Source organism: Arthrobacter sp. 001422645 (assembly GCF_059816125.1).
Genome location: NZ_JCBANT010000002.1, coordinates 230,078 through 244,393, shown reverse-complemented (window position 1 = coordinate 244,393; position 14,316 = coordinate 230,078). Strand labels below are relative to the sequence as shown.

Genomic DNA, 14,316 nt, shown 5'->3' with positions numbered 1-14,316 from the left:
TGACTCTGCCCGTTTAGTGGCTCCGGGAGCCGGCCGACAGTTGGGCGAGGACCTGCGCCGGCCTGTTCGTGGTGATCTCGTGGATCCCGAGGCCCTGGCACAGGGCAACGTCGTTTTCCGAGTCCACCGTCCACACCCGGAAGCGGCGCCCGGAGCCGAGCCAGCGCCGGATGGTGCGGGAATGCTCGCGGACATAGTCAATCCCCGGACCGGCCAGCCCGGTCTCGCAGTCGTCCAGGATCCGCTCAGCTTCGGTCTGCGCTGCCTTCATGACGTTCGCCAGCGCCCCGCCGGTGAACGCGCCCAGGCCGAGTTCCTCCCGGAGTTCCTCGACGTTCACCTCGTCCACCAGTTGGCAGACGGCGGAGGCCGGGACTGACCTCAGCAGGTGCTTCACCGAGTCCGGGCTGAAGCTCATGAAGGACACCGTGATGTTGCCCAGCCGCGACGTCGCCGGATCCCAGCCTTCGGACCGGAGGACCTGCAGGACGCGGTCCTCGAGTTTGAGCTGAAAGGGGCTGGGGTGCTTGAACTCAATCGCCAGGCCGATTTCCCGGCCGGCGTTCCGCAGCAGCACCAGCAGTTCCGGGAGTGTCAGGAACTGGGCGGACCTGGCGCCATAGTCGTCCGGAATCCTGACGCCCTTCCAGGAGGAGAAGTCCAGTTGCCGGAGCTCGTTAAGAGTACGGTCCGCCACGGGGCCGGTACCGTCCGAGGTGCGGTCCAGGTTGGCGTCGTGCAGCAGCACCGCATGCTGGTCCCGGGTGAGGTGGATGTCGCACTCCACTCCGTCGGCGCCGTCGGCGATTGCCTGCAGGTAAGCGGCCCGGGTGTGTTCGGCGAACGCTTCGCTCGCCCCGCGGTGGGCGTAGACCAGGGGACGGGCTGCGGCGGACTCGTCAGTCGTCATGCTGCCACGTTAGCCGACGGGCCCCGCCAAAGCGGGGCTAGGCTGGGCACATGCAGGTGAACACTGAGCCAAGTACCCGTCCGGAAGGCCCCGGCGGCGCCGGAGAACGCACTGCCGGGGAGCCGGCCCGCCGCCGGTCCGTGGCATCGGGCGACGCCGAGAAGGCGGCCGCGCTGCGGAAGATGAAGCTGCTGGCGCTCTCGCTGCTGGTCCTGATGGCCGTCATTTTTGTGGTCGCCTTTGCGTTCCAGGAGCAGTACCCCTGGCTCGAATACGTCCGGGCCGCGGCTGAGGGCGGCATGGTGGGCGCCCTCGCGGACTGGTTCGCCGTGACAGCCCTGTTCAAGTACCCCATGGGCATCAAGATCCCGCACACCGCCATCATTCCGCAGCGCAAGGACCAGATCGGCGCCTCGCTGGGCGAATTCGTGGAAACCAATTTCCTCTCCGAACAGGTGGTCCACGAAAAGCTCGCCTCCGTTGACATCGCCCGCAAAGCCGGGACCTGGCTCTCCGGGCCCGGCGGCGCCGACCGCGTCGCCAAGGAAGGCGCCGCCGTCATCCGCGGGGCGTTTACGGTGCTCAACGACGACGACGTCCAGGCCGTGATCGAGGGCATGGTCCGCCGGCATCTGCTCGCCCCGCCGTGGGGTCCCCCGGTGGGCCGGGTGGCACAGCGGATCTTCGAGGACGGGCACCACCACGCCCTGGTGGACGTGCTGGTGGACCGCACCGTGGACTGGGTGCGGGACAACCAGGAAACGGTCAACCGGCTGGTCACCGACCGTTCGCCGACGTGGGTGCCGTCGTTCGTGGACGGGCTTGTGGGCGACAAAGTCTACGTGGAGATCCTGAAGTTCACCCGGGCCGTGCAGTCGGATCCGCAGCACCAGGTCCGCCTGTCGATCGACAAGTACCTCAAGGACCTCGCGCAGGATCTGCAGCATGATCCGGTGATGATCGCCCGGGCCGAAGGCATCAAAGCCCAGGTGCTCGGCGATCCCGAGATCCGCGAACTGGCCTCCCGCACGTGGGGCACCATCAAAGCCGCTCTGCTGTCCGCCGTCGACGACCCGCACAGCGAACTCACCGTACGGTTCAAAGCCGCCGTGCATGACTTCGGCACCCGCCTGGTGGTCGATCCCGAACTGGCCGGCAAGGTGAACAAGTGGATCGGGGACGCCGCGGGTTACCTTGTCCGGACGTACCGCTCGGACATTGCCGGCGTGATCACCGATACCGTGGCCCGGTGGGATGCCGAGGAGACCTCGCAGAAGATCGAGCTGCAGATCGGCAAGGACCTGCAGTTCATCCGGATCAACGGCACCGTGGTGGGGGCCCTTGCCGGGCTCGCCATTTTCACGGTGGCGCATCTGGTCTTCGGCTGACAATCCGCCACTCCTTGGGAAGTACGGCTAGGCGGCCATGACCTTGGCCTTTGCCCGGCCGGGCAGGGCAACGATCGTGAAGGCCAGCGCGGCCAGCGCCGTAAAGACCAGGAGCAGCAGCCCGATCGAGTAGCTGTGCGTCGCGGGATCGTACGTCGCTCCCATGATCAGCGGCGGGAAGTAGCCGCCCAGGCCCCCGGCCGCGCTGACCACGCCGCTGATGCTGCCGACTTTCCCCGGCGGGGCGAGCAACCCCACCCAGGCGAACACTCCGCCTGTTCCGAGGCCCAGCGCCGCCGCCATGGCGACGAACGTCAGGCCGGCGGGGACTTCGCCGTCGGGCTGCAGGTTCACCACCCAGGCCAGGACCGCGACGCCGGTCAGTGAGGTGATCACGACGGGCTTAGGCCCGAACCTGTCCGCGAGCACGCCGCCCACCGGCCGGGCCAGCACGGCCGCCAGCGCGAAGCCGGCGGTGCGGGCGCCGGCGCCGCTCGGATCGAAGCTGTACACGTCGCGGAGGTAGGTCGGCAGGTACGTCGCGAAGGAAACGAAGCCGCCGAAGACTACGGCGTAGAGGAAGCACATCTTCCACGCGATCGGGGTCTTCACGGCATCGAGCAGCTTGGGCAGGACGGGGAGGTTGTTGCGGGTCCAGCCCGGTGCTTCCTTCATCAGGAACCACACCAGGGCCGCCATGACCGCGAGGATCCCGGCGATCAGCAGGTGCGTGGGGAAGTAGCCGATTCCCGCGACCAGCCTCGGGTTCAGGAAGGCGGCCAGCGCCGTGCCGCCCATCCCGGCGCCGAAGACGCCGGTGGCGAAGCCGCGTCGCGACGGCTCGTACCAGGCACTGACGAACGGGATCCCGACGGCGAAAACGGTCCCGGCGACGCCCAGCAGCAGCCCGGCACCGAGCACCAGGGCGAAGGAACTGAGGACCCCGCCGACGGCCACGAGCAGGATCGGCAGGATGGAGGCCAGCAGCACGAAGGTGAACATGGCCCGGCCGCCGTACCTGTCCGTCAAGGCGCCGACGACGATCCGGCCCAGCGAGCCGACGAAGACGGGCATGGCCACGAGCACGCCCGTAGCGGCCGGGGTCAGCTGAAGATTCACGGTATAGAAGGCGCCGAGGGTGGCCACCGAGTTCCAAGCCCAGAATCCGGCCACCGACGCCGAGGTGGCGAGCACGAGGTTGAGCGTCCGCCCCGCAGTGGCGGTTGAAGGAACAGGCCCGGATCCGGCCACTGGTCTTCCTCTCAGTTCGACGTCAGTTCAACAGGGCGGCACCGGTCCGGCTCAGCGGTTCCGGGTGTCCCGGTCGCGGGTCCCGACGGCGGACCAGCCGCGGCGGGCCGCGACGTTGGAGGTCCGGGCGCCCGCGGGGCCGGTTGTGCTGCCGTCCCGGTCCCGGTCCCTCGAGCGGTAGACGATGTAGGGGCGGAAGAGGTAGTGGAACGGGGCGGTGAAGGCGTGGACCAGCCGCGTGAAGGGCCAGATCACGAAGAGCGCCATGCCCATTAGGGTGTGCAGATGGAAGGAGAAGGGCGCAGCCGCCATCGCCGCGAGGTCCGGCTGGAAGATGAACAGGGAGCGGAACCATGGGGCCACGGTTTCGCGGTAGTTGTGTCCGTGCTCGCCCTCGAAGACGCTGGCCAGGGTGGTCCACAGGCCGAACACAATGGCGGCAGTGAGCACCACGTACATGGTCTTGTCGTTCGTGGTGGTGGCCATGAAAACCGGCCCCGTGGTGCGGCGGCGGTAGATCAGCAGAAGAATCCCGCCCAAGGTCCCCACCCCCGCGATCCCGCCCACCAGCAGGGCATTGAAGTGGTAGAAGTCCTGGCTCATCCCCGCCGCCTGGGTCCACGCCATCGGGATGACCAGGCCGAAGAAGTGGCCGGCGATCACGGCGAGCAGGCCAAAGTGGAACAGTGGTGAGGCGATCCGGAGCAGCCGGGATTCGTACAGCTGGGAAGACCTTGTGGTCCAGCCGAACTGGTCGTACTTGTAGCGCCAGACCAGCCCGCCCACCAGCACAACCACCATGACGTAGGGCAGCACGCCCCAGAGCACGATGTCCAGTGCGGAGATTCCGACGGCGGATCCGGGCTCGGCTTCGGATGCCAGCATGGTCAGGCCCCCTTCACGGGCAGCAGCCGCGGATCGTAGGGGTCCAGGCCCACCGCCTCGGTGGGTGGGCCGTAACCGGCCATCCGCATGACAGCCTGCTCGTCTGCCGGGGATTTCCCGGGCAGGGTGGCACAGATGGCCTGCAGGATCCGGGCGTGCGGAAGTTCGTCCCGGAGGAGCCCGAAGCGGAGCATCTCCAGGCTCGCCCGGAAGCGGGTCAGCAGGTCGCGGCCGGCGGCGAGGTCCACCAGCGCGGCGTACTCGAGGACCATCGGGAGGTAGTCCGGCAGTTCCCCGTGGGTGTCCACCAGGATGTCGCTTTGCCGGTAGGTTTTCTTGAAGTTACCCAGGACTTCGCCGCGGCGCCGCGTGTCCCCGTCCGTCCAGTAGGACAGATGCAGGGCGTGGCGTTTGCCGAGGTCGAACTCGCGCACGTAATGGGCCTGGCTCTCCATCGGGGGCGTGAATTCCAGCGAATCCAGCACCTCCCGGAAGTCCGCGGCGGCGCCGGGGAACTCGCCCAGCGCGGCGCGCATGAGCGGCACCCGGCCGATGAGGTCCTCGTCCGGGTAGGACAGGCACCAGGCCGCCGCGAGGTAGACCACCTGCTCGCGCCGGCTCACGGCCGTTCCCCCGCCGCCGGCGGGGCCGCTGCGGAGCCAGCGGGCGGCTTCTCCGGAAAAAGCCCCGTCGGCGCCCCCGTACCGTCCCAGTTCAGCAGGTTCACCCTGCCGCGCAGGGTGGTGTCGCCGGGCGCGGAGCCGGACGTCTGCCGGTCGCGGAGAGCGTTGAAGGTTTCCACGGCCACCGGGACGGGCCTGCCGCTGGCCTCGCCGAACGGGGCGGAATCCTGCATGCCAGGCCCGCCCTCGAAGTCCAGCGAGCAGCCCATCTCCTCCAGATCGTGGGCCTGTTCCACGTGGGCCTTCGGGATGACGTAGCGCTCCTCGTACTTCGCGATCGCCATCAGCCGGTACATCTCGTACATGGTCTGGCTGTCCATGCCCACGGCTTCGGGGATGGAGTCGTCGGGGTCGTTGCCGAGGCTGATGCCGCGCATAAAGGAGCGCATGGCCGCGAGTTTCTTCAGCACCGCGGTGACCCGGTCGGCGTCGCCGGCGGTGAAGAGTTCTGCGAGATATTCCACCGGGATGCGCAGCGCGTCGATGGCGCCGAACAGGTTGCCGGCGTCCTCGCCGTCGTGCCCCTGGTCCCGCAGCAGGTCCACCACGGGTGAGAGCGGCGGGACGTACCAGACCATCGGCATTGTCCGGTATTCGGGGTGCAGCGGCAGGGCGACCTTGTAGACCTTCGCCAGGGCGTACACCGGCGAGCGCCGGGCGGCGTCAATCCAGTCCTCCGGGATGCCCTGGGCCCTGGCCTCGGCCTGGACGGCGGGGTCGTTCGGGTCGAGCAGCACATCCATCTGGGCGTCGTAGAGTTCCTGGGGGTCCGTGACGGACGCCGCCCCGGTGACGGCGTCGGCGTCGTACAGGAACAGACCCAGGTACCGCAGCCGGCCCACGCAGGTTTCCGAGCAGACCGTCGGCAGCCCCACTTCCACCCGCGGGTAGCAGAACGTGCACTTCTCGGCCTTGCCGGTCTTGTGGTTGAAGTAGATCTTCTTGTACGGGCAGCCGGTGACGCACTGGCGCCAGCCGCGGCACTTGTCCTGGTCCACCAGGACAATCCCGTCCTCCACCCGCTTGTAGATCGCGCCGGAGGGGCAGGAGGCCATGCAGGAGGGGTTGAGGCAGTGCTCGCAGATCCGGGGCAGGTAGAACATAAAGGTCTGCTCGTAGGCGAACTTGATCTTGTCTTCGGAGTCCCGCCGGACCTTTTCCACGATCGGGTCCAGGTGCCCGTTTTCGGTGGAACCGCCCAGGTCATCGTCCCAGTTCGCCGACCAGGTGATCTTCGTGTCCTTCCCGGTGATCAGCGACTTGGGCCGGGCCACCGGGAAATCGTCGCCCAGGGGCGCGTCCACGAGGGTCTTGTAGTCGTAGGTCCACGGCTCGTAGTAGTCCTTGAGCTCGGGCTGGACCGGGCTGGCGAAGATCCCCAGGAGTTTCTTGACCCGGCCGCCGGCCTTGAGGACCAGCTTGCCGTGCTTGTTCAGCGCCCAGCCGCCCTTCCATTTGTCCTGGTCCTCGTAGCGGCGCGGATACCCCTGCCCGGGGCGGGTTTCGACGTTGTTGAACCAGACGTATTCGGTGCCCGCACGGTTGGTCCAGGCCTGCTTGCAGGTCACGGAGCAGGTGTGGCAGCCGATGCATTTGTCCAGGTTCATGACCATGCCCATTTGAGCCATAACACGCATCAGTACTGCACCTCCTGGGAACGACGGCGGACGGTGGCGACCATGTCGCGCTGGTTCCCGGTGGGGCCGAGGTAGTTGAACGCGTAGGCCTGCTGGGCGTACCCGCCGATCAGGTGCGAGGGTTTGACCAGCAGCCGGGTCACGGAGTTGTGGATGCCGCCGCGGCGTCCGGTGGCCTCGGACTTGGGCACATCAATGGTGCGTTCCTGCGCGTGGTGGACGTAGACGACGCCGGCCGGCATCCGGTGGCTGACGATGGCCCGGGCCACCAGGACGCCGTTGATGTTCAGGCACTCCACCCAGTCGTTGTCCTTGACCTGGATGGCCTCCGCGTCGGCGGGGCTCATCCAGACCGTTGGCCCGCCGCGGGAGAGGGAGAGCATCAGCAGGTTGTCCTGGTATTCGGAGTGGATGGACCATTTGGAGTGCGGCGTCAGGTAGCGGACCACCACCTCCATGGCCCCGTCCTGGCCGAGTCTGGGTTCGCCGAAGAGCTTGTGCATGTCCAGCGGCGGCCGGTAGATCGGCAGGGCTTCGCCGATGTCGATCATCCAGTCGTGGTCGAGGAAGAAGTGCATCCGGCCGGTCAGGGTGTGGAAGGGCTTGAGCCGTTCGACGTTGATGGTGAACGGGGCGTAGCGCCGCCCGCCCGTTTCGGAGCCGGACCATTCCGGGGAGGTGATCACCGGGACGGGGCCGGCCTGGGTCTGGGCGAAGGTGATGAATTTTTCCTCGGACCCCTCGGACAGGTCCGCCAGTTTCCGCCCGGTGCGCAGTTCCAGGTCCTTGAATCCCTGCACCGACAGGGCGCCGTTGGTGGTGCCGGAGAAGGCCAGGATGGCCTCGGCCATTTTCGCGTCGGTGTCGATCGCGGGGCGGCCGTCCGCGGCGCCGCCGAGCATCACCCCGTTGGAGCGGCTGAGCCGGTCCAACGCTCCAGCGAGTTTGTACCTGACGTTCTTAACCGTGAAGCCCAGTTTGTCGGCCAGCGGCCCGACGGCGGCCAGCTTGTCCGCGATGGCCGTGTAGTCACGCTCCACGACGGAAAAGACGGGCATGTTCTGCCCCGGAACCGCGGGGATGGACGTGTCCCGCCAGTCCCGCACGATTCCGCCGGGCTGGGCGAGTTGGCCGGGGGTGTCGTGCTGCAGCGGCACGCTCACGAGGTCCCGGCGCACGCCTAGGTGGGTCACGGCCTGCCGGGAGAACTCCTGGGCCAGCAGGTGGAACATGTCGAAGTCCGTTTTGGTCTCCCACGGCGGGTCGATCGCCGGCGTGAAGGCGTGCACGAAAGGGTGCATGTCGGTGGAGGACAGGTCGTGCTTCTCGTACCAGGTGGCGGCCGGGAACACGACGTCGGACAGCAGCGTGGTGGACGTCATCCGGAAGTCCGCGGAGACCAGCAGGTCCAGTTTCCCTTCCGGCGCCTGATCGTGCCATTTCACGTCCCGGGGTTTGAGGCCTTCGGCGTGGTCCTGGCCGAGCACATTGTTGTGGGTTCCCAGCAGGTTCCGCAGGAAGTACTCGTTGCCCTTGGCGGAGGAGCCGAACAGGTTGGAGCGCCACAGCACCAGGGTTCGGGGCCAGTTCTCCGGGGCGTCCACGTCCTCGATCGCCGGGTTGAGGGTGCGGTTCTTGAGCGCGTCCGCGATGTAGCCCGGGGTGTCCTTCGCCGTGCCGGCGGCGACGGCGGCCTCCGCCTCGTCCGCGAGGTCCAGCGGGTTGCGGTCGAACTGCGGGTAGAACGGCATCCAGCCGAGCCGGGCGGACTGGGCTAGTGCGTCGGCGGTGTGCATGCCGTCCATGGCCCCGGTGGACAGCGGGGACTTCAGCGCGTCCGCGGAGTAGCCGTCCTGCCGCCACTGGTCCGTGTGCATGTACCAGTAGCCAGTTCCGATCATGGTCCGGGGCGGGCGTGACCAGTCCAGGGCATTGGCCAGCGACAGCCAGCCGGTGACCGGCCGGGTCTTCTCCTGCCCCACGTAGTGCGCCCAGCCGCCGCCGTTGCGGCCCATGCAGCCGGTCAGCATCACGAGCGCCAGCACCGCGCGGTAGGTGGTGTCGCCGTGGAACCACTGGCAGATCCCGGCGCCCATGATGATCATGGACCGGCCCTTGGACTGCTCGGCGTTCCGGGCGAATTCGCGCGCCACCCGGATGCAGGCCTGCGCGGGGACGCAGGTAATCTCTTCCTGCCAGGCCGGGGTGTAGGGCGTCGCGGCGTCGTCATAGCCAGCGGCCCACTCCCCCGGGAGCCCGGCACGGCCCACGCCGTATTGGGCCAGCATGAGGTCGAACACGGTGGTGACAAGCTGGCCCTCCACCTCCAGGACAGGTACTCCACGCCGGAGTACGCTGCCGGTGCCGTCCGCTTCCTCGAAGCAGGGCAACAGGATCTCGGCGCTCTCGGCGGACACTTCGCGCAGCGACAGCGCCGGTTCGATCCCTTCAAGGTCCAGGTTCCATTTGCCTTCGCCGCTGCCGGAGTAGCGGAACCCCAGGGAGCCGTTGGGGACGGCCGGGCGCCCGGCCGCCTTGTCGAACATTACGGTGCGGAACGCCGCGTCCTCGGCCCCGGCCTCGGCCGGGAGGTCCCGGGCGGTGAGGAACTTCGACGGGCTGAGGGAGCCATCGTCGCGCCGTTCGAGCCGGACCAGGAACGGCAGGTCGGTGTACTGGCGGACGTAGTCTGAGAAGAACGGGACCTCCCGCTCGACGAAGAATTCCTTGAGCATCACGTGGCCCATCGCCATGGCCAGCGCGGCGTCGGTTCCGGCTTGGGCGGGGAGCCATTCGTCGGCGAACTTCGTGTTGTCCGCATAGTCCGGGCTGACCGTGACCACCTTCGTGCCGCGGTACCGCACCTCAGCCATCCAGTGCGCGTCCGGGGTGCGGGTCACGGGGACGTTGGATCCCCACATCATGAGGTAGCCCGCGTCCCACCAATCGCCGGATTCCGGGACGTCGGTCTGGTCGCCGAAGACCTGGGGGCTGGCCACGGGCAGGTCCGCGTACCAGTCGTAGAAGGACGTCATCACCCCGCCGATCAGCTGGATAAAGCGGGTTCCGACCGCGTGCGAGACCATCGACATCGCGGGGATCGGAGAGAAGCCGGCGCAGCGGTCCGGGCCGTAGTTCTTGATCGTGTTCACATGGGCGGCAGCCGCGATTTCGATCGCTTCCTGCCAGGACACCCGGACCAGGCCGCCCTTGCCGCGGGCCAGCTGGTAGCGGCGGCGCCGCTCCGGGTCTCCCACGATGTCGGCAAAGGCCAGCACCGGGTCGCCCAGCCGGGCCTTCGCCTCGCGGTACATTTCGACGAGGACACCCCGGGCGTAGGGGAAACGCACGCGCGTCGGCGAGTAGGTGTACCAGGAGAAGGCCGCGCCGCGCGGGCACCCCCGAGGCTCGTATTCCGGGCTGTCCGGGCCCACGGAGGGGTAGTCGGTCTGCTGTGACTCCCAGGTGATGATGCCGTCCTTGACGTACACCTTCCAGGAGCACGAGCCGGTGCAGTTCACCCCGTGGGTGGAGCGGACCACCTTGTCGTGGCTCCACCGGTCCCGGTAGAAGATGTCGCCCTTGCGGCCGCCTTCCCGGAACACCGCCCTGCCGTCGCCGGTCTGGTCCCATTTTGTGAAGAATCGGCCCAGCTTCAACATTGCGTCCGAGGCGGGTCCGTCTAACCCCGCGGAGCCTCCGGCAGTCATGCCTTCAAGCTAGGTTGCCGTTTCGGACCCGGATAGGGCCTTGCGGCACTGGCCAGAATCCGCCGGGCGGGGTGCTGGCGCCGGCCGTCGGGCAGGGCTCAGGCGAAGCTTTCCAGCTCCACTCCGGCGCCTACCAGGGCCGCGCGGATCGCCGTGGCCGTCTCGATGGAGCCGGGGCTATCGCCGTGGATGCACAGAGAATCCGGTTCGATCCGGAGCACAGTGCCGTCGACGGCCTCCACTTCGCCCTTGGTGGCGAGGCGGAGGGCCCGTTCGGCGATCCGGCCGACGTCGTGCAGCAGGGCACCGTCCTGCGAGCGCGGCACGAGCGTGCCGTCGGGCAGGTAGGCGCGGTCAGCGAAAGCCTCGGAGAAGACCGGGTGTCCGGCGTCCTTGGCGATCCCCAAGAGGGCCGAGCCCGGGAAGCCCAGGACGGGGAGTCCCGGATCGTAGGCCTGGATGGCGGCAACCACGGCGGAGGCCTGTTCGGCGTCGCGCACTGTCCGGTCGTAGAGAGCCCCGTGCAGTTTGACGTAGTCCACGGAGGCCCCGACGGCGTGCGCCACCCCGTCCAGGGCGCCGAGCTGGTACAGCACGGCGCCGAAAAGATCATCGAAAGTGATGTCCATGGCCCGGAGGCCGAATCCGGCCAGGTCCGGGTACCCGAGGTGGGCGCCCACCCGGACGTCCAGCTCGTAGGCTTCCCGGCACGTGTCCAGCATGGTCACGGGGTCCCCGGCGTGCAGCCCGCAGGCCACGCTGGCGCTCGTGACCAGCGGAAGCATCGCGGCGTCGTCGCCCATGGTCCAGGTCCCGAAGGACTCCCCCAGATCAGCATTCAGATCCAAAACGTGCCGCCTTTCTCCGCAGAGCTGTCCTTCGTGTCCTTCTCCTGCAGGGCTTCCGGGTGCCCCGCCTGCGGCGGGCCCCCGAGCTCTCCGGGAATGACGAGCGGCATCGGGCCGAACGCCTCCTTGGCGTTCGCGACGACGGCGCGGCCCATCACGCGGTTGCCGACGCCGCCCACGACGGCGCCGATGCCGAACGGCAACGCCCGGCCCAGCCAGGCCGTGCCCTGCTGTTTCAGGAGGGTCCGGAGGAACATCGTCTGGATCCGTTCCCGCACCGTGCCGAAGCCGGCCAGCGGTACCCGGCGGGAGAAGAGGGAACCCCACGCCTGCGTGGGGCCCCTGCCCTGCCCGGCTGCCTGCCCGCTCAGGGAGCTCAACAGCGCGGTGCCCTCCTCGCCCAGCATGATCGCCATGACCAGGGTGCTGGCCTTCTCGGGATCCACCAGCCGCACCCCGTGGAGTTCGGCCAGGGAGGTGGAGAACAGTGCGGTGGCTTCGAGGAACCCAACCGTGGCGGCGGCCGAGAGGCCCAGTGCCGCTGCGGTCCCGACGCCGGGGATAACGGCCGCCCCGCCCACCAGCGCACCGCCGCCGGTGACGGCGAGGAGATAGTCCCGTTCCAGCGTCGCGGCGAGCTGCGCCGCAGTGGCCTGGGGGTGCCTGCGCTGGAGCCGGCGGAGGTTCGCCAGCACCAACGGGCGCTGGACTTCAACGGCCCGCAGGAGCACATTGTGGACGCCAGGCTTGGGATTGCCCTGGGCATCGAACATCGCGTTGTGTGCTGACTTCTGGGCAATATTTATTGCCGGGTTGCGTAGCTTGGCCATCATCGCCTCTCCGTGAACCGTAAGTGTGCTGAGTTTCATCCGGTATTAACACTAGGCCACCGGCCCTTCCGCCCGCGCCTCTGCCGCCGAATGGCAACGCGGCTAAAGCGCCCACGATTCGGCCACGGCCAGGAAGGCCGATGACGCCGGGCCCAGCGGTCCGGGGTACATGGTGGCGGCGCCGGGCCATTCGACTCCGAATTCCGTGAGCCGCCCGGTGCTGCACGGCAGGTAGACGTTGCTGAGCGCGGCGCTGGCGTTGCCGAGCTGGAAGTTGGGAGCGGCGAACTGCCGGCGGTCCAGAACACCGCTGATCTCCAGTTCGGCTTTCCGTCCGGTGGCCCGCAGACCCTGCCCGGCGTCGAGCTCGACGTCGAACTCGTCGCCCGTGTGGCTGATGCCGTCCAGCGGGAACCGGGCGGCCTCCGGGAAGTGGCGGGTCAGTTCGGTGGCCAGGGACGCGGCAAAGAACGCGTTGGTGCCGATGAATGCCAGGCTGCGCCGCGCCGTCACGGTGGCCGATGTGTTCATGACAGGAGCCTATCCGGGGGCGCCTCCGCTGCGCTGAAGCGCCCCGCCGGCTCCGGATCTAGCGCGGTGTCCGGATGAGCTTCTTGTTGACGAACTCATTCATGCCGAACCGTGCCAGTTCGCGCCCGACGCCGGAGCGTTTCACGCCGCCGAACGGCAGATCCGCCTGGGTTTCGGCCACGGAGTTGATGAACACCATCCCGGTATCCAGCTGATCAGCCACATCCTTGGCCTTCTCGGCATCGGCGCTGAAGACCGCGCCGCCGAGGCCGTACGGGGAACCGTTGGCCAGCTCGATGGCTTCCTCCACGCCGGCGACCTTGTAGATGACCGCCGCAGGGCCGAAGAGCTCTTCCGAGAACGCCCGCATCCCGGGGATCACATCAGTCAGCACCGTGGGCTCGACGTAGGCGCCGGGGCCCTCGACGTGGTGACCGCCGGTCCGCAGGGTGGCGCCCTTGTCCACAGCATCCTGGATCTGCTCTATGAGGCCGTCGGCGGCACTCTGTGAGGAGAGCGGGCCGAACCGGGTGTCGGCCAGCAGGGGGTCGCCCGGCTTGATCGCGGACATCCGGGCGGTGAATTTCTCCACGAACGCCTCGTACAGGTCCTCGAGGATGATGAACCGCTTAGAGGCGGTGCAGGCCTGCCCGGCGTTCCCCATCCGTCCGCTGACGGCAGCCTTGACGGTGGCGTCGAGGTCCTCGGAGTCCAGGACAATAAAGGGGTCGCTGCCGCCTAATTCCAGCACGTACTTCTTCAGGTTCCGTCCGGCCACCTCGGCAACGGCCGAGCCTGCCCGCTCACTGCCGGTCAGCGAGACTCCTTGGACCCGGTCATCGGCGATGACCTCCGCCACTTGGTCGTTGCTCAGGAAGAGGTTGATGTAGGCCCCTTCGGGGAGCCCGGCATCCTTGAAGATCTGCTCGATGGCGAGGGCCGACTGGGGGCAGCTGCCGGCGTGCTTGAGCAGGATGGTGTTGCCGAGGATCAGGTTGGGGGCGGCGAACCGCGCCACCTGGTAGTAGGGGTAGTTCCACGGCATGATCCCCAGCAGCGGCCCGACCGGCGCGGAGCGGACGATGGCCTCGCCGCCGCCCTTGACCTCAAGGATTTCGTCCTTAAGGAAGGACGGGCCCTCGTCCGCGTAGTAGGCGTAGATGTCAGCCACGAGGCCCACTTCGCCGCGGGACTGGGCCAGGGGCTTACCCATCTCCGTGGCAATCAGCCGGGCCAGCTCGTCCCGGCGCTCCCGGTACAGCTCGGCCACCCGGGCAATCACCTTCGCGCGGGCCTCTACCGGCGCCGATTGCCAGCCCTTGAAGGCCGCCTTCGAGTCCGCCAGCGCGTGCTCCACCTCGGCCGCGGTGGCGAGGGGAAATTCCTTCAACGTTTCTCCGGTCGCGGGGTTCACTGTTTTGTAGGCAGTCATTAATCCACCATCTCCGTTTCTGAGTAGTCCAGCCCAACCGGTCCCCGGCCGCCGCCGCGTTGTTGCGGCAGTCCGGCCCTCCGGGCCCGGTACGTCGGAACGGGCTGCCCCGATAAGGTCACCCGCCCCACTAGGCGGCAACCCCGGCACCTGTCCTGCTATTCCATCCGGTCCCCGGGGGACGGCCCGCGTCCGCCGGGCTGGGACGGGT

Annotated in this window: 11 protein-coding genes; 1 reads left to right on the top strand and 10 read right to left on the bottom strand. The window is 68.2% G+C overall.

From position 1 onward, the window contains the following. Positions 1-13 precede the first annotated feature (13 nt). A complete protein-coding gene (locus tag AC6EUH_RS04485; protein WP_056428029.1) occupies positions 14-910 on the bottom strand; it encodes a glycerophosphodiester phosphodiesterase in 897 nt (298 codons plus the stop codon). 50 nt (positions 911-960) lie between these two features. Between AC6EUH_RS04485 and AC6EUH_RS04480 the strand changes: the two genes are divergently transcribed. Next, a complete protein-coding gene (locus AC6EUH_RS04480; RefSeq protein ID WP_056428031.1) occupies positions 961-2,298 on the top strand; it encodes a DUF445 domain-containing protein in 1,338 nt (445 codons plus the stop codon). A gap of 27 nt (positions 2,299-2,325) precedes the next feature. Here the strand turns inward: AC6EUH_RS04480 and AC6EUH_RS04475 are convergent, their stop codons facing one another. The 9 genes from AC6EUH_RS04475 to AC6EUH_RS04435 form a co-directional block, all read right to left on the bottom strand. Continuing rightward, entirely contained in the window at positions 2,326-3,549 is a 1,224-nt protein-coding gene (locus AC6EUH_RS04475; RefSeq protein WP_499737913.1) for an MFS transporter, read from the bottom strand. A gap of 51 nt (positions 3,550-3,600) precedes the next feature. Continuing rightward, the gene (gene narI / locus AC6EUH_RS04470; protein ID WP_499737912.1) at positions 3,601-4,434 is read right to left on the bottom strand and encodes a respiratory nitrate reductase subunit gamma; all 834 of its coding nucleotides are present in this window, start codon (positions 4,432-4,434) and stop codon (positions 3,601-3,603) included. A 2-nt stretch (positions 4,435-4,436) separates the two neighbouring features. Beyond that, the gene (gene narJ, locus AC6EUH_RS04465; RefSeq protein WP_056428034.1) at positions 4,437-5,057 is read right to left on the bottom strand and encodes a nitrate reductase molybdenum cofactor assembly chaperone; all 621 of its coding nucleotides are present in this window, start codon (positions 5,055-5,057) and stop codon (positions 4,437-4,439) included. Next, complete coding sequence (narH, locus tag AC6EUH_RS04460) at positions 5,054-6,754, bottom strand: nitrate reductase subunit beta (RefSeq protein ID WP_056428035.1); 1,701 nt, start codon at positions 6,752-6,754, stop codon at positions 5,054-5,056. Before narH ends, narJ begins: the two co-directional genes overlap by 4 nt. Further along, positions 6,754-10,464: a nitrate reductase subunit alpha gene (locus tag AC6EUH_RS04455; RefSeq protein WP_499737911.1), complete on the bottom strand. Its 3,711-nt coding sequence runs from the start codon at positions 10,462-10,464 to the stop codon at positions 6,754-6,756. Before AC6EUH_RS04455 ends, narH begins: the two co-directional genes overlap by 1 nt. A 98-nt stretch (positions 10,465-10,562) precedes the next feature. Then, positions 10,563-11,312 (bottom strand): LamB/YcsF family protein, encoded by a 750-nt coding sequence (locus AC6EUH_RS04450; protein WP_499737910.1) that lies wholly within the window; start codon positions 11,310-11,312, stop codon positions 10,563-10,565. Further along, positions 11,303-12,142, bottom strand: a complete 840-nt coding sequence (locus AC6EUH_RS04445; protein WP_056429245.1) for a hypothetical protein — start codon at positions 12,140-12,142, stop codon at positions 11,303-11,305. The genes AC6EUH_RS04450 and AC6EUH_RS04445 overlap by 10 nt, the downstream gene beginning before the upstream one ends. 102 nt (positions 12,143-12,244) lie before the next feature. After that, positions 12,245-12,673: a hypothetical protein gene (locus tag AC6EUH_RS04440; protein ID WP_499737909.1), complete on the bottom strand. Its 429-nt coding sequence runs from the start codon at positions 12,671-12,673 to the stop codon at positions 12,245-12,247. A gap of 58 nt (positions 12,674-12,731) precedes the next feature. Beyond that, complete coding sequence (locus AC6EUH_RS04435; protein WP_499737908.1) at positions 12,732-14,105, bottom strand: NAD-dependent succinate-semialdehyde dehydrogenase; 1,374 nt, start codon at positions 14,103-14,105, stop codon at positions 12,732-12,734. Positions 14,106-14,316 lie beyond the last annotated feature (211 nt).